Raw genomic sequence first — 16,447 nt, 5'->3', positions numbered from 1 at the left:
AAAAATTATTATTTATTTCTTGAAAATATTACGTGCTTGCTCTGCCGCTTCACTTACAGCTTGCTTCGGAGTTAACTCGTGCTTCAGTACGACTTTCGAGTACTGCTGTAAAATAATATTAGCCATATCTGCAGACTGAGAGAATGGTTCACTCATTACTGTATTGGTCAGTTGATCAACGAAAGGCTTGGCTTCTGCGCTCTGATAATATGGACGTTCTTTAAGTGCCGTTAACGCAGGAAGCTGCCCTAACGTGACATTAGCCTTATGATTAATCTCATCATCCATTAGCAATTGCACAAACTTCCAACTAAGAAATTCCTGCTCACTATTGCTTTTAAAGATCATTAATGCACGACCATCGAGGGTAGAAACAGGCACGTCTCCCTCATTTAAGGTGGGTAAAGGGGCGATACCCACGTCTTCACCAATCACCATAGGATATCCCGCAGCTTCTTGTAGATTGGTTTTCCAACCAAAGCCAAACTGCGGCCACATACCAATATTACGAGAGAAGAAACTTTTTTCCATCGTCAACGGCGCATACTTCTGCACCTTCTGCATCGTACTTAAGAATTCTTCCATATTGGCTTCAGGTTTATCAAAAACCGGATGAGTACCAAAACGATTTAATAGTGAATATTGCCCTTGGTTAAAGTTGTAATATAACTGGGCAAGCATCCCCCAATACCAGCTACCAGAAGACAACACATCATTCCACAGAACTGTTCCGTAAACAGGACTCCCATCTGCTCTCGAAGGCAAATCGCTGATTTTCTCTGCAACAAACAAAAAATCTTCCCAGGTGCGAGGTGGCTTATCGGGATCAAGACCAGCCTCACGGAACAAGTCCTTGTTGTATAGCATCATTTGCGTAGTGACATTCCATGGGATGTAATACGTCCGGCCAAAGTTTTTACGCATAAAACGAGGTTCAATTCTATCAACTAATTCTTGATAGCCTTCGAATTGGTCGAAATAAACTAATTTACCGATTTTGGCATATTTAGCGGGTTGATAACCAAATACACCTGCATATAAATTAGGCATATCACCAGCGGCCATTCGTGTTTCTAAATTTTCATCGTTTGAAACGACAACTTTCACATCAGGAAAGCGCTGATTAAATTCAGGGATAACTTCCTGACGCAGAAAATTCATATAATTCCCCGCTGGTGACATAACCTCAATACGGGTTCCAGCTAATGCCTGATTACTTAAAATCAAAAGGCAAGCACACAACCACTTTTTCATACTCGAAACCTTACAAGGTATCCCTTGTTATCAGTTTGGTCGGCAGAATTTTTTCTTCTTCAATCTCTTCATCACCTTTCAGTGCCCTGATCAGAGTCTGAGCCGCTAACTCCCCCATTTCCACTTTTTGGTGCGAAATAGTGGTTAAAGCAGGGATCATTAGCTCGGCCATTTGAATATCATCGAATCCAACAATCTTCAATTGCTCGGGTACAGCGATGCCAGCTTCCTGTGCGGCACGCAAGATCCCAATGGCCATCTCATCATTAGCAGCAAAAACCGCGTTAGGTTGCTTACCTTCTTGCAACAATGCCGTCATTTGTTGATGGGCAGATTTTTCGGTAAAGTCTGATTGAATTAAAAAATCACTGTTAAAACCAATGTTAAAAAAGCCCAACGCAGCAATGTACCCTTCTAATCGTTTTCGATTATCATAAGAGTCTTCCGGGCCACCAAAATAGTAAACCTCTTGGCAACCTGCGACGATGAGCGCTTTAGTTGCGGCGAAAGCGCCGCCAAAGTTATCGATCAGAATGTTATAAACATTTGGTGAAGACACTTCCCGGTCTAACACCACCAAAGGGAACTGTTTTGTTGCAATGGATTTAAGAAACTCGTCATCAAACGAGTTTGTTAGTACTATTGCTCCGTCAACCATGCGATCGCGAATATACTTGTAAGCAGTAGAGTTTTCGTTACCGTACATACTACACGCGACTAAATCGTATCCCGACTTGTGAACTATTTGTTCAACCCCTTTTACTAACTCACTGTAAACGGGACCAAACCAAGAGTTAAAAAACAATCCGATCACTTTAGAGTTCTTCTGTTTCAGAAACTTGGCGTTGCTGTTTGCCACATAATTGAGTTCGTCTACAACTTTCAGTACTCGATCACGGGTACTCTGGCTAATACGCTGGCTGCCATTGATCGCATAAGATACCGTAGCAATAGAGACGTTGGCCTTCTTTGCTACGTCTTTAATCGTTATTTTCATACTTCTCCCACAAAAAACACTATCAACTGTCGCCTTCAATGTGCCCATGACGAGCACAGTTCATTCTTATTTAAACGATTATATCAGTGTCTCATGCCCGAGAGTATTAAATTGCATACGAACTCTGTAACTTCCATTCTTAACTAATAATTATCAGAGCCTAATAACCAGTTGATTACTTTCCTTATCTAGCAATAACTCTGTTTTATTAATAACTGCTCCCCCCGTTCTATAACGATTGGAAGAGACGGTGAAAGGCAAAGCATTACCATTCAGTTCAATCGACTTCGGCGTAAATTCTCCCGACTCAGGCTTTATCGTAATATCGACTGGGCAGTTATTTAGCTGAAAGCGTAAAGAGACCGTCCCGATTTCTTTTGCTATGACAGGATCAAGAAGCACGTTTCCATCTTCAAAACGAATACCCAAAACGTTGGAGATCAGTTGATTAATATAGATACCAGGACCACTAGAATAAATACGCCATCCGCCTTTCACGTTCACTTTTCCTTGCTTAAGAAGGTCGAACCCCTGATATGCTTGATATCGATCGTGAAACTTGCCATCTGAACTTGAGAAGTAAGCGTTTGATTGGCGAAGCTCTGCATTAGGTACTGCAGATTCAATTCCAATAGGCAAGATTTTATATAAATTCTCATAAACGGCTTCTGCATCACCGAGTTTGCAAAGCGCTTCGATAAATCGAATATGAGCGTGACAATATTGAAGTCCAACCTCACGGCCTAGGCATGCAGCTAATTCAGCACGTTTGAAGTAAGTTTGTTTGCCTGCTTTATATTCAGCCATTTGGTCCATCAAACGAACGCCATCTGGGAACAACAGCTTATCCTTTATAGAGGCCATTTGAGCAGCTGCCATTTCTGGTTCAAACGTTTCCGAGATAATGGATCGACTTGCTGGAAGTAAACGGAACTGGATGCCTGTTTTCTTATCGGATGGGTGTAGGAGGTACTCGATATCACGTACTTCACCATTTTCTTCGCGATCGAAATGAATGAACCCTGCCACCACACCGTCTTTGATGAGATACCGATTAAAGTCCTGCTCCATATTTGTCGCCAACGTAAGAATGCGCTCTCTAATTTCAACGTGCTCTATCGGTAGCGCTTTCAGCATCGTTTTGAGTGCTTGAAGCGTGAGTGGTATCGTCCACCCACTGACCATGTTCTCTCTCAAAGACTGATTAGCCGGTTGAAGCGTGTCATCCCAATCACCGTCGCCATAGCTCGAAAGCCAAGTTCCAGGAACAAGATTATCTTCAATATGCTGGATCTGACGCTCGACGTGTTCAAGCAGTGTGGGTTTGATCTCGCTTAAAGAAAAATCACTATGCGCTAGCGTATAAGGCAGAGGTTCAACCAGAAGACTCGTGTCACCTGTAGCTACTATGTAATCAGCCAATGCTTTTAATGGCCAAACGACAATGTCTCCATGAGCTTCTTCTTGCTGAATATGAGCGTAATTATCGAACATAAACCACTGTGGCCAAGTACCCGTTTCTTGGTATTGATGGCTATAAATAATTTCTAACACTTCTCTTGCTTTATCAAACTTTTGCAAGGACATGAACAACTCAAAAGGTCCCTGTGAAACATCTCTTGTTCCCCAGGCTGCACCAGAGTATTGCTCAAGACCATGTGGCGTCGCGTAGTGAACTAATGCGTTATGTGTAAACCAATGCATCGTTTGATTTAGTTTTTGGCTGTTTTGTTTTTCCTTAGCAATATCTAAATGGAACTGATTAGTAAGGCCACGCATTCGATCGTAGCCAGACGTCGCTTCTGAATCAAAGTCTAGGGTTTGACCACGAGTATCAACTTCACTCATGCGGCCACCAAAAGAAATGCTCGCTTTATTCGTGACTCGCCCTTTTAGTACTAACGAAGAAACTGAACCATTATCGCAAACCAGAGCGTATTTGCTCAAAGCGGATGAAGCTAATACGGTAAAAGCTAGCTCAGGCGTTGAAGCCGCAATCAGAGCATTATCGCCATGTACATGGAACTGATTACCGTCAGCAAGCACGCTCACTGCAGATTCTGCTTCGTTATTGCCAAATATCAGCTGGTGAGAGATTTCTAGGTCAAGCGCTGTATCGAGACCAACCAATTCGATATCCAATTGAATCATCGGGTGATCAACTGAGCTAAATGAGCGAATATCTAAATAACCACCCCGATATTTGTATACCCAACGAGAATAATTTGTGCCCACTTCGTACGCAGATGGCATCGCTAAAGTCTTAAGTACACCATCTTCGCGAATATGAATACGCTGGCCACTGTTTGTAAACTGGTTCAGAGCATTACGAGTGACTCCAAGCAGTTTGTTAAACGATGTGTTACCGAGCGTCAATTGCGAATTAAATACGCCGAAAATATAGTGACTAGCGCTCATTATCGGATTTTGGCAATCAACATTATTACCTGAAGCAATTACATGGCCAGTCGCCCGCTCCATGTAACGCTCTTTCTCAGCTAATGTTACATATTGGCTACGATTGCCAAAAAACGAAAGGAGCTGACCGTTACGTGTCTCAGGAAATAACTGAATCGATCCGAATAGGTCTGTGATCTCTTTATCTGTTAGCGCTTCTCCGTTAACTAGCTTAGGGTACTCAGCCTTTAATGGTGACAACACCTGAGCATTTTTCCAGCTCGGTACAGAGGCACTTCTAATCGATTTGATCTCTTCCAGAGGAATCGGTTCTTCAACATTAGCCTCAGGACAGTCCGGTAATACCAAACCATAGAAAGTAACCTGATGTGACTCGCCACCAGTTAAAGTTCGATCTTGAGTTTGAAGGGCAATATAGCCCATTTCAAATTGATATTTTTGATTATCTAAGCAAGGTTTCTGAAGAGCTTGAGCTTCACCAGTGAATTTGCATTCAGTACCAAAAAACTGAAAACAATCAGTACTATAACCAGTGACGCTTGACAGAGCGCCAATCTGAATTAGTGGATTCCCCGTACTCTGAGGTAAATTTTGACGACTACAAACGGTGTAGCCCGCGCTATCCGTATCAAACACCTGGTGATCGAGGTACTGACAACAATAAGCTTCATTGGTCTTCACCGCACCTTCGTCAGCCAAAGCCACATCTTGACCAAAGATCAAATCATATTGCAGGTCAAAATCGGATGTATTTCTCAACTCGACATCATAAAAATAGGCGTTGCCATTTGTATGCAATGAAACGTAGGCTTCTACATGCTGAGTTTGTGTTTTCCAGCCAATCGCTCCGCCGTCCAGTTTAAACGTTTCAACAGAATCACCAAAAAAAAGAAGTGGCGTCACTTCAAAGCCGTTTTTCAAATAACGACGCAAATACAGATTTGATAATGGCCGTTGTTGAGTTGGGGTTTCAAACATTGACACCATCAGTCCATTACTATGAACGGCACGTAATGCGTAATCTTGATTAAAATCCAATCTTAGTTCAGTTGAACCGACAGTATGTGCCGGTGAATTAAAAAAGTCTTTCATTGCGAAAAATACTCCAGAGTCGCAAACCATAAATCAAAAAAAGATATTGTGTTCTGTTTTATTGTCAAATAAATGACATTTACTCATATCCGGTTTCAACCAGCAGATCTGGCTGACTTTAGGAAGAGCTTGTTGATGATCGATCTTGCATACCACTTCAGCCCCAGATACCTCCATGTACACGAATACCTCTGAACCCAGTTCTTCTACCGCAACGACCGTCGCTTCAAGAGAGCCATCGCACGGTTGATCGTTGATTTTTAAATCTTCTGGTCGAATACCCAAATGAACGGCATGGTCCAGCCACATGACTGCCTTGTTTTGTTTATCTTCTGGTATAAATAAGGGCTTATCTTCTACGCAAACCGCAAGTTTATTGTCATGGCGACATAACGTTGCCGAAAACATATTCATAGATGGTGATCCTATAAATTCTGCGACAAATTTATTTTTCGGCTTACGGTAGACATTCATCGGAGTATCTACTTGCATAATCTGTCCCTTATTAAGGATACAAACTCGATCCCCCATGGTCATTGCTTCAACCTGATCGTGTGTAACATAAACCATTGTGGCTGGCTTACCGAAAGACTTGAGTTCTTGGTGTAAACGAGTAATTCTCATACGCATTGAAACTCTTAACTTCGCATCGAGGTTTGAAAGAGGCTCGTCAAACAAAAATACTTCAGGTTTACGTACCATAGCACGGCCTAAAGCAACCCTTTGTCTTTGGCCGCCTGACATCTGCTTAGGTTTTCGGTCCAAAAGGTCTTGGATCTCTAATAGCTCTGACGCCTCAGCAACGCGTTTCTCTATTTCAGATTTAGGCTTTTTCGCTGTCTCTAAACCAAAGGCCATATTTTCATAGGCCGTCATATGGGGATAAAGCGCGTAATTTTGAAAAACCATCGCTATACCGCGATCTTTCGGAGCTAGATTATTACAAATACGCTCACCGATACTTAGCTCGCCACTGGTCACATTCTCTAAACCTGCAATGAGGCGTAGCATGGTCGATTTGGCACAACCTGACGGTCCTACAAGGACCATAAACTCCCCATCTTCAATTTCTAAACTGACATCGCGGATCGCATGAAACCCGTTGTCGTACACCTTGTTCATGTTATCTAATACTACTCGTGCCATTACTTTGTCCTGTTTGCGATTTGGCAGAAACGTCTCTAATTTGAACCTATTGGGGGCGATGCCACAGTAATACGAGTCATACGCCCCAAACAAGTCACTCAGGGATAATTAATGTATTCAGTTGGAACAAATGTATCGTACATTTGCTCAAGAGACGCTTTCCACCCTTTACGTTCAAAATAGTTACTGACATCTTGCTGTACAGAAGAAGCTATAAAGGCACCAACAAACATCCCTTGATCAATAGCAATAAGCTTATTTGATAAGGTTCCATCTGGAGCCACTGCATCCCTCCAACCAGCCTTCGTCTCAATCATCGGATAACCTGCTTTAATCGCTTTAAGGCGAGCCACAGCATCAGTTGGGTCGCTCATATAATAAAGCGCTGATGCATGAGGAGTTCCCGCTGCAGACGAAATTGAATTTTGGTATTTGTAATAACTCTCAGATACTTCTTTAATACCGTAAGCGTGGTAGCCATTGTTCGGTGTAGCAGAAGCGGACACAAAAGGTATCCCATTGTTTGCGTCAGAGTACTGCTTATGGAGCTGGTTAACGGCTTCCAAGTAACGACTATCTGGCATGAGTTTAGCTTCATTAATCCATAACGAAGGCATCATTGTCTGAAAGTAGGATCCGTCCCAACTTAACAGCGGCTCAAGGTAAACCCCATCATGATTATAGCGCCCTACAGGCATTGGCATAGTGGTAAAAGCACTCGCGGGTACGGCTTGCGCGCTGCCTTCTGTCGACAAGACAGCCCAAATAACGGCCAAACGACTTTCATTTGTCTTCCGGTCAATGTGGTAACCAAGATACGTTCCAGTATCTTTGCTCCAACCGGCACGCAGTAACCCTCGATTGGTATCATATAAACTAGACCAGCCTAGTTTCTGTGCTGATAGCAGAGATTCAGATCGAGTCGCTATCGCTTTAAGTCGATCGTTATTGCTGTCGTAATACGCACCACTTAATGCAGCTAATGATAGGGCTAAATTGCCATTATCTACTGCAGAGATTTTTCCATCATTGGAAACGGTCAACTCATTTTCACTAAAGCCATAGAGCCAAAAGAACAATCCGTTCCATTTAGGCGCAGACTCTAAGACGCTAAGCACTTCTTCCATACGAAGAACAGCACTGCTACTGCCCGCTCTTTGCATCTCCGTGAGTAAGTTAAGATAGAACCCCACACCGGTAATATTTGTATAGTTTGCAACCGTATTTCCATCGCTCCCAAGAATAATATGGTCATACGGCACCTTAACAGAAGGAGAGACACCAACACCATCCATGAAAAAATCAAGATTTGACTGTAATTCGGTTTCAAATCCTTTCGGATAATATTTAGAGTCGATTTTGATTTTTTCTGTAGCTCGAGTTTCCTCAACACAGCCTAAAAGGCTAAGGGATAAGATCCCCGTAACAAAATAACTAATTTGCTTGATCATTGTTGTCCCCTTCTAGAAAGTCCAAATCAAACCGACTTTGGCAAATGCGCCCTTTTTGTCGCCCCAAGTGTACTGATTACCGTTCTGTTGACGATGGTCACGATAGGCAACATCCGCCAAAACGCTGATGGTATCGTTCACAGGTATCTGAGTGTAAAGTGCATAATTGTCATACGCATAACCCGAACCATCGTGAATTTCGGTTTCACCACGCTCGTATCTCAATTCCAAATACACTTGATTATCAAAACGAAATTGAATTAAAGGCTTAATAGCCTTTTCAGTCCAAGCAAAATCGTTGTTGTCTTTATGATATAGAGCTTTGGCTCCAAGGTTTATCCAATCATTTAATCGGTATACATATAATGGTTCGGTTTCATAAAAACTCGCGTTTTCCTCTTGCCAATAGCCCATCTCTACGTTGAGGTGAACAAAATGCTTACCGAAGGTAAAATTGGCTTCAGGCGTCACTTGATAGCGTGTTTTTTCTTCAAGACCCGTGGTTTTCTCATAACCAACTTCTAATGCATAATTAAACGCTTCATTTACCCACTTCTCATAGCGAGGCATCAGCTCAAGATTTAACATCGGCTGACCTTTCGAGGTTTTATCTTCGCCTTCATAGCGATGGATCTCTTTTAGCACATAAGCGACTCGCCAGTTTTCTGCTACTTTGGTGTTCCCATCGGCAAAAATATATGATTGATACAGTTGGCTTGGTGCGTTTTTGTAGACGTATTCTTCATATTCAAATCCCGTCAATATTCGACTACGTTTAGCCAAGGGGGTAGGCGAAGCGACTAAGATCTCACCAAATCCTCCGACCTTTTCTAGCGCTTCAAACTGGAGTTCTGGCTGTCCATATCCAGTTAATTCAATGTCATCCCAAATTCCATTCTCTGCGAAAGCGGCTCCAACAGGTGCCAATCCTACTACTACTACTGCTAATAAATAATGTCTCATCTTATTCTTATCCCTTGTTTGGCACGAAACTTTGATACATTTCTTCTACCGCTTCAGAATACCCTTTTGAATCAAGGTAACGTTTTACATCTGCATTTATTTCATCAGCTAAAAACGCACCAACGAACATTCCTTGATCTAAGGACAGGATCTTTGTCGACATGCGACCTTCGCTATCTAGTGCGTCGTACCAACCGTAAGGTGATTCAATTTCTGGATAATTTTTCTTTATAGATTTAAGAGCTTGTACAGCCGTGTCTGGATCGACAATATAAGAAAGTGCTACCGCATGTGGGGTGCCTGTTTTTCCGTCGTGAATTTCGTTGGAAAATTTCACTTTACTCTCAGACAAATAAGGAACACCAAACGCTGCATATTCATCATCCACCGTTGCAGATGATGAAACTAAAGGGATGTTATGCTCCGCAGCATATGCCATTTGAATAAACGTCATATCTCTAACCATCGTATAGTCGGGCATAAGCTCTTCTTCATTGAGCCAGATTGCTGGTAACATAGCTTGGAAGTAAGCTCCATCCCAAGTTAACATCGGGTTATATGTACGACCTTTGTATTGATACTGTTTAGTATAAAGTTCCATATCATTAAAAGCGCTTGCAGGAACTGCATCGCCCCCCATATCAGCAGTGATTAACGCAGCCCACATAGGAGCAAGTCTACTTTCATTAGCCATACGATCTACATAATAACTTAAAGCTGAATCGCTCTGAGTTGACCACCCAGCAACCATAAGTCCACGTTGTTCATCGTATAATTTGACCCACCCAGGTTTTTGCGCGTCGAGTATTTTTTCTATTCGTTTCGAAATACTCTGTTTAAGTTCGTCTTCACTATTTAGGAAAGCTCCCGCAACCCCCGCCAAAGCAAAGGCAAGGTTACCGTTATCAACGGCCGGAACGGTGCCATCAGCTACGGGCTTAAGCTCTTTACCTACAATATCGTATGGCCAATAAAATAAACCATTCCAATGTGGTGCTTTTTCGAGCGTATCAAGCACTTCAGCGATACGTTCAATTGCATGTCGCGTCCCACCTTTATCTGCTTCCACAAGAATATTTAGGTACAGTCCGATTTCTGATGTATTCACATAATAACGATGTTCAATGATGCCATCCTTAACCAAAATAGTGTCGAAAGGAACTTTCGTTTCTGGGTCAACACCAACCCCGTCAATAAAAAAGTTTAGGTTGTTTTGTAATTCAGCTTGAAAATCTGTTGGATATAGGTGATCCCTAAGTACCAACGAATCAATGGTAACTGCTCCAGCGTCTGCTATAGCAGTTAACGAAAGTGCAATAACTCCCGTTAAGCTAGTTAATATTTTTTTCATTGCTCAAAGTTTCCTTTTAATTAAAATCACAATGCAACCATTTAAACGTTTAAATTAGTTTTTCAGATTTAGAACTATCAGTCAATCTACATAGGCATCATTATGTGATCCACTTATATATATTTTTATACAAAATTTGAAATATAGAGAGAGAGTAAGAACGAAAATCATATAAAACAATGACTTACAATAAAATCAGTCAATCGATCCGATTATAATCCGTTTAAGTTAACACCTTGCCCACTTCTAACCACCCTTTAAAACATAATAAATACAACTAAACCCATATGTAATCTCAATGAGAAATAGTCCTTGATCACATTAATACACTAAGACGTTCAGTTTAACTTGATTAAAGTGCACGAGATGATGAAGATAAATGCTTAAACGTTTATACCAGTCATACAATGGAACCTAAGCTCTCATAACTTTTTAACATAAAGAGATAAAGGACATGAAAAATTACACTAAGACGCTGCTGACTGCGGCAATATCACTTGGCCTCTTGAATGGTTGTCTGGACGATCCATATGAGTACCCATCACCTCCCCCTACATCAACAAAAAAAGAGATCTACAGCGCCCAAAGTGATGGTACGTACGCTTTATCCATTGTGGACCAAACCGATTTGGAAATGCAGCTCGACAGTAATGGTAACGCTTCACAAGGTAACGTCAGCACGACGGGGCTTAATAGCAACACGAACCCTCCTGTGAACTTTCAAGTTACAGGTTCTAATAAGGGCCGCCTGATAGCTAAATCAGCAAATGGTAACTCCGTCGATATGGGCATTGAGAAGGACAACTCAACGCTGCAGTTTGATTTACGTTCTTTAGAGAAGCCAACTCTTAAGCAAGCTATATATGTATCTGCACAGAAAGTTTCTGGGACAGATTCTACTCAGGTGTCATTAAGCAGTGCAGCACTAGCATTAAGCAAGTCCTCTAGCCAGACTCTCAAAATACCGCTTTCTTGTTTCAATATGGACTTTGCACAAACACTGGCTCCATTTGTGATACATACCAATGGAAACTTTAATGCTGATATTGGGAATATAAGAGTTATTAGTAACTCCATTGACGGTGATAAATCAGTTCTAGAATGTACCAATACCAGTACCTTTCTAGAACCAGACTTAGGCTCACAAGATTCAAACCTACTTATCATTGGCAGTCCTTCCCAAGGGTGGGCGACGAAGCTTACAACCTGGATGAGCGATGGGTCTAGCTTGCAAATCGATTGGGGGCATGACAGTTTTTCTATTTCTTACCCAAGCCCTGCAGCCGGATCTAACGGTGGCGTAATTTTGCAACCAAATGATAGTACGGCAAGGGATATTGCTGCATATGTCAGCACTGGTGTACTGGAATTCATGCTTAACGTTGAGAGCTATGGAAGCCACCCGACCAAACGCTTACAGATTCAAATGGAATCATCTGCAAAGGGGAGATCTCAGCCCTACCTGCTTCCAGCTTCTTTTGCTGAAAACTCTTGGCAACAAGTAAGAGTTCCACTCAAAACACTCTTTACCAGCAAAGATGGAAACATAGATATTAACGTTTTAAGAAATATCGATAAACCTATGTCTCTGTTTCCTGAATGGGTGAGCGATGGTGACACACTAGCAGGAATGAAATACACCATTGCTGGTGTGAAACTAGTAATGAACCCTTAAGCTTATAATGACTCACATCACTAATCCTCTATTGGTGATGTGAGTATTGGCTTTCATCAAGGATGAAAACATTAAACATATATTTATGAGTTGATGAAAGAACTGTATGCCGATAATGACTAACGAGCCAATTGCTGCAATCAGTTTAATTGGTTGAGATTCATTTGATTTTTCTGTGAATAAGCGTAAAAACCCATAGGTTTCGTCGCTTAAATTCTCATCGTACCCTAGGCAAATTTAGCGTATACCCAAGTGCTATCGATAACGCCCGAGGGCAAACGCCGAGCATGGCTTAACTTCGCCTCCAGACAAAAGCCACATCGTTCTGCGACTGCCCGACTCTGTTGATTAGATCCAGCCATCTTTATTTCTAGTCGCTTAGCCTTTTTCTCGTCAAACGCATAACGCTCTACCAAGGGCAACGCTTCCGAAATGAACCCTTGTCCTGTTTTCCCTGAGTCCAGCCAATACCCCAATTCGAAATAAGGCACGGTCGCATCTCGTATAATAAACCCCACAACACCGATAAACGACTGAGTCTGCTTTTCAACGATATTAAACCAAAATCCATCGGTAAATTGATGATAGTTATCGACGGCCATTTGCACATTGTTTTCCAACGTTTGCAACGTCAATGACTCGGTCACCCACGGCAAAAACGTTGACAATTCGGTCTGACTATTGGTGATCACGCGCCACATTGCATTGGTGTATTTATGTGACGGCGGCGTTAATATAATCCGAGTTGATTCCATATTTCCCTCAATGTTTTGCCGCCTGATGTTCCACGTATTGACAAGCGCCTCGTTAATCATGTTTAAGACCAATTCGCGTATTATTGTGGCTACATGACCTATGCTCAGGCTACTCCAGTTGACTCACCCCCACCCGATTCTACTATGTCGCGCCCAATAACGTCCGAAAATATTCTTTCCATACCCTGTTTAATTCAAGCTGTAACACGAAGAAGAGTAGACGATAATACAGTCGTCCTATTTCAACCCGGAATGTAATTAAATAATTGATAATTGATAATTAATCATCGATTAGTCACATCTATGCGTCATTTACTTTGTAGTGCCACCTCCATTTGCTGTAAGCGTTTCTAATCGTCGATGAGATCGACTCACCTGCTTGATGAAGTAAAAGGTAGCCCAATGGGTGAAGAGCTCACTGCCATAATAAAATTGTGCCTAGCAACAGGAGCAAAGATTAGAGAAGCTATCGAGATAAAAGGAGCTCAACTCTCTAAATTCAAAGTTACCTACATTAACACCAAGGGAAAACGAAATAGAACAGTGCCTATATCAGAAGAGCTTTATCAACTGATTTACAAAGACACATCAGGTCGTTTATTTAGCTGTGCATATAGCACTGTCTATAAATGGCTTACTCGAGCATTGCCTAATTTACCCAAAGGGCAAGGAATGCATGTTCTACGCCATACCTTTGCAAGTCACTTTATGATGAATGGAGGGAATATTTTGATATTGCAGAACATTTTAGGTCACACCGATATTTCGATGACGATGCGTTACTCACATTTTGCACCGAGCCATCTGAGCGATGCTATTCACTTTAATCCTCTGAATTCTTTGCCGCCAAAAAGCGGCGACAGAGGATGTATTTTAGCGTTTAAAAGGGCTTTCAAACGTTTTTGGCCTATAGCTTTTCCTTCGCTACTAAATGCAGCAGAAACGTTTCCCGCTCAATGCTCATGCCCTTTTTAGGGCTCTCGGCCATGGTCTTCTCGTTATGTGCAATTGCCTCATGAATGTTAATCCAGATGGCTTTCATGCCATTTTTAATTTCGTAATCTTCATAGTTAGTCTCACCCATCTGCTTATCCGTTTTACAGGTATAGCAATACGACACCATGTGCATCACATCGGCATTATCTTTATACCAAGGACGAAACTCTTCATAGATGCCATAAGGAGCAATGGAATGAATGTTCTGCGCGCCAGTTTCTTCTTGAAGCTCACGTACCATGCCAGCAATGACATCTTCATCTTGATCCAAGCCGCCGCCAGGAATTGAATAGTCATGATAACGCTCAGTATAAAGCAACAGTATGTTGTCACCATCTAAAACGATAGCTCGGGCCGCTTTACGTTGAACAATGACTTTGTTATCTAAATGACCAATATCTGGGTGGGTGGTAATGCGTAGATGTCTCATAATACAGCTTCAATTCATGGTAATTGAGCGCAGTGTAATAGGACTGGTGAATAATAGAAAGAACCAATAGAAAAATGCCCCTAAATCTTATTCAGAGGCATCGGTATTTAAATGATCTCTACGCCCGATAACTAACCGTCTGCGGTAATAGCGTCGATTAATTCCTGTTGCACCCGCAGAGAGTCAGATTCGAGGATCTGACAAGTACCTGCTGCTTGATGGCCGCCACCATTGTATTTAAGCATCAGTTCGCCAACGTTAGTTTTCGATCCACGATCGAAGATCGATTTGCCAGTAGCAAAAACAACGTTTTGCTTTTGAAAGCCCCACATCTTATGAATCGAAATGTTGCATTGTGGGAACAAAGCGTAAATTAAGAAGCGGTTCCCTGCATAAATGACGTCTTCATTGGTTAAGTCTAGTAATACAAGATTGCCGTGAACGGTGGCGTTTAGCTGGATTTGTTCGGCAAATTTTGTATTGTGATCTTCATAGAGCTCTATACGCTCTTTGACGTCAGGCAAATCAAGGATCTGCTCAATAGTATGGTTCTTACAGTAATCAATAAGATCCATCATCAGGTTGTAATTTGAGATACGGAATTCTCTAAACCGACCTAGCCCTGTTCGAGCGTCCATCAAGAAATTCAGTAGGTTCCAGCCTTGTGCATCCAATACTTCATCGCGAGAAAATTGTGCCGAGTCTCCTTTATCTACCGCTTCCATCATAGCTTGCCATTCGGCGGGGAATGTATCGAAACCGCCGTAGTATTCCCAAACAACGCGAGCAGCAGAAGGGGCATCTGCATCAATAACGTGATTTTCTAACCCGTCTTTATTGCGCAGGGTTTCAGATAGGTGGTGATCGAAAATAAGATGGGCACTTTCGACATAAGGCAAGTTAGTTACAATATCATTACTTGTGATTTCGACCTTGCCATCCTGCATGTCTTTTGGGTGCACAAATTTAATATCATCGATAAGGTCTAGCTTTTTAAGCAAGACCGCACACACTAAACCATCGAAATCACTTCTGGTAACCAAACGAAACTTATTCTCAGACATTATTCTTCCTTTAGCCTGTCTTAAAATGGAAGTCATTCACCATTCATATAACAAATGACATAGATTTGACATAATACAACTATTCATAAAACGCATTATTGTCTATAGTTGTTGCCAAGAACACGATCATTCTCAATTTGAAATCGCTAGCGATTCGGCTCCTATGTTTTAATATAGACCGATTGAATTTATTTTTCCGCTAACATCGCTAGAATTCTTGATTAGATCACTGAAATTTCAGTTTTTTGGAGTCAATAATGAAAAAAACGATCCTTGCTGTAACAATGAGCCTTTTCGCACTATTCTCAACTAACGCCTCTGCTAACGATGAAGCACCAATGTTAACGATGACCAATCCAGCGGCAACGTTCTGTATCGACCAAGGTGGTACGCTAAAATCCAAGGAAACGGACGCGGGTAGCGAAGGTATTTGCGTTTTAAGTGACGGAACCGAAATTGGTCAATGGGACTACTTCAACCAAAACAATAATGACGAAGCGGAGTCTGGAATGATTGGTATGGCAAATCCTGCGTCTGTTTATTGTGAAGAACAAGGCGGCACGCTCGACTTTGAAAACGGCGTTGGTATGTGCGTATTTTCCGACGGCACTCGTATCGAAGAGTGGGAGTTCTACCACCAGAATCACAACAAAGACGCACAAAACGCACCTCTTGGCATGGCGAACCCGTCATCAGTATTTTGTGTCGAACAAGGCGGTACGAGTACGATAGTAGAAACCGATGATGGACAAATCGGTATGTGCGTATTCAAAGACGGAACTGAAGTTGAAGAATGGGAATATTTTCACAAGCACAACAAGTAAGTGCGAAAAGCTAAAGGCTAAGTTAACCGTC

At 41.9% G+C, this 16,447-nt stretch carries 12 protein-coding genes and 1 pseudogene; 3 read left to right on the top strand and 10 right to left on the bottom strand.

The features are described from left to right. Positions 1 to 12: 12 nt before the first annotated feature. The 7 genes from VTAP4600_RS24380 to VTAP4600_RS24350 form a co-directional block, all read right to left on the bottom strand. On the bottom strand, positions 13 to 1,254 hold the full coding sequence (locus VTAP4600_RS24380; protein ID WP_102525274.1) for an extracellular solute-binding protein: 1,242 nt from the start codon (positions 1,252 to 1,254) through the stop codon (positions 13 to 15). Positions 1,255 to 1,264: 10 nt separating this feature from the next. Further along, positions 1,265 to 2,251: a LacI family DNA-binding transcriptional regulator gene (locus tag VTAP4600_RS24375; RefSeq protein ID WP_102525273.1), complete on the bottom strand. Its 987-nt coding sequence runs from the start codon at positions 2,249 to 2,251 to the stop codon at positions 1,265 to 1,267. Positions 2,252 to 2,404: 153 nt separating this feature from the next. Beyond that, positions 2,405 to 5,761 (bottom strand): GH36-type glycosyl hydrolase domain-containing protein, encoded by a 3,357-nt coding sequence (locus tag VTAP4600_RS24370; RefSeq protein ID WP_197708685.1) that lies wholly within the window; start codon positions 5,759 to 5,761, stop codon positions 2,405 to 2,407. Positions 5,762 to 5,794: 33 nt separating this feature from the next. Next, a complete protein-coding gene (locus tag VTAP4600_RS24365; protein ID WP_102525272.1) occupies positions 5,795 to 6,907 on the bottom strand; it encodes an ABC transporter ATP-binding protein in 1,113 nt (370 codons plus the stop codon). 98 nt (positions 6,908 to 7,005) lie between these two features. Next, positions 7,006 to 8,358, bottom strand: a complete 1,353-nt coding sequence (locus tag VTAP4600_RS24360; protein ID WP_102525271.1) for a hypothetical protein — start codon at positions 8,356 to 8,358, stop codon at positions 7,006 to 7,008. Positions 8,359 to 8,370: 12 nt separating this feature from the next. Further along, positions 8,371 to 9,321 carry a hypothetical protein gene (locus tag VTAP4600_RS24355; protein WP_102525270.1) on the bottom strand — a complete coding sequence of 317 codons (951 nt, stop codon included), beginning with the start codon at positions 9,319 to 9,321 and terminating at the stop codon, positions 8,371 to 8,373. Positions 9,322 to 9,328: 7 nt separating this feature from the next. Further along, positions 9,329 to 10,672 (bottom strand): glucoamylase family protein, encoded by a 1,344-nt coding sequence (locus VTAP4600_RS24350; RefSeq protein WP_102525269.1) that lies wholly within the window; start codon positions 10,670 to 10,672, stop codon positions 9,329 to 9,331. A 454-nt stretch (positions 10,673 to 11,126) separates the two neighbouring features. Here VTAP4600_RS24350 and VTAP4600_RS24345 point away from each other — a divergent pair, with 454 nt between their 5' ends. Continuing rightward, positions 11,127 to 12,347, top strand: a complete 1,221-nt coding sequence (locus tag VTAP4600_RS24345; RefSeq protein ID WP_102525268.1) for a putative glycoside hydrolase — start codon at positions 11,127 to 11,129, stop codon at positions 12,345 to 12,347. A gap of 227 nt (positions 12,348 to 12,574) precedes the next feature. On the opposite strand, the gene VTAP4600_RS24340 is transcribed toward VTAP4600_RS24345, so the two are convergent. After that, on the bottom strand, positions 12,575 to 13,102 hold the full coding sequence (locus VTAP4600_RS24340; protein WP_102525532.1) for a GNAT family N-acetyltransferase: 528 nt from the start codon (positions 13,100 to 13,102) through the stop codon (positions 12,575 to 12,577). Between the two features lie 423 nt (positions 13,103 to 13,525). On the opposite strand from VTAP4600_RS24340, the pseudogene VTAP4600_RS24335 reads away from it, so the two are divergent. Next, positions 13,526 to 13,945 (top strand): annotated as a pseudogene (locus VTAP4600_RS24335) (tyrosine-type recombinase/integrase); the annotation flags it as partial. A 64-nt stretch (positions 13,946 to 14,009) separates the two neighbouring features. Here the strand turns inward: VTAP4600_RS24335 and VTAP4600_RS24330 are convergent. Both VTAP4600_RS24330 and VTAP4600_RS24325 read right to left on the bottom strand, forming a co-directional pair. Next, a complete protein-coding gene (locus VTAP4600_RS24330) occupies positions 14,010 to 14,528 on the bottom strand; it encodes an NUDIX hydrolase (protein ID WP_102525267.1) in 519 nt (172 codons plus the stop codon). 131 nt (positions 14,529 to 14,659) lie between these two features. Next, positions 14,660 to 15,592, bottom strand: coding sequence for an exopolyphosphatase (locus tag VTAP4600_RS24325; protein ID WP_102525266.1), 933 nt, complete (start codon positions 15,590 to 15,592; stop codon positions 14,660 to 14,662). A 257-nt stretch (positions 15,593 to 15,849) separates the two neighbouring features. Between VTAP4600_RS24325 and VTAP4600_RS24320 the strand changes: the two genes are divergently transcribed. Further along, entirely contained in the window at positions 15,850 to 16,416 is a 567-nt protein-coding gene (locus VTAP4600_RS24320) for a putative hemolysin (RefSeq protein WP_102525265.1), read from the top strand. Positions 16,417 to 16,447 lie beyond the last annotated feature (31 nt).

It is taken from the genome of Vibrio tapetis subsp. tapetis (assembly GCF_900233005.1).
GTDB lineage: Bacteria > Pseudomonadota > Gammaproteobacteria > Enterobacterales > Vibrionaceae > Vibrio > Vibrio tapetis.
This window is presented reverse-complemented; position numbering and strand designations above follow the sequence as displayed.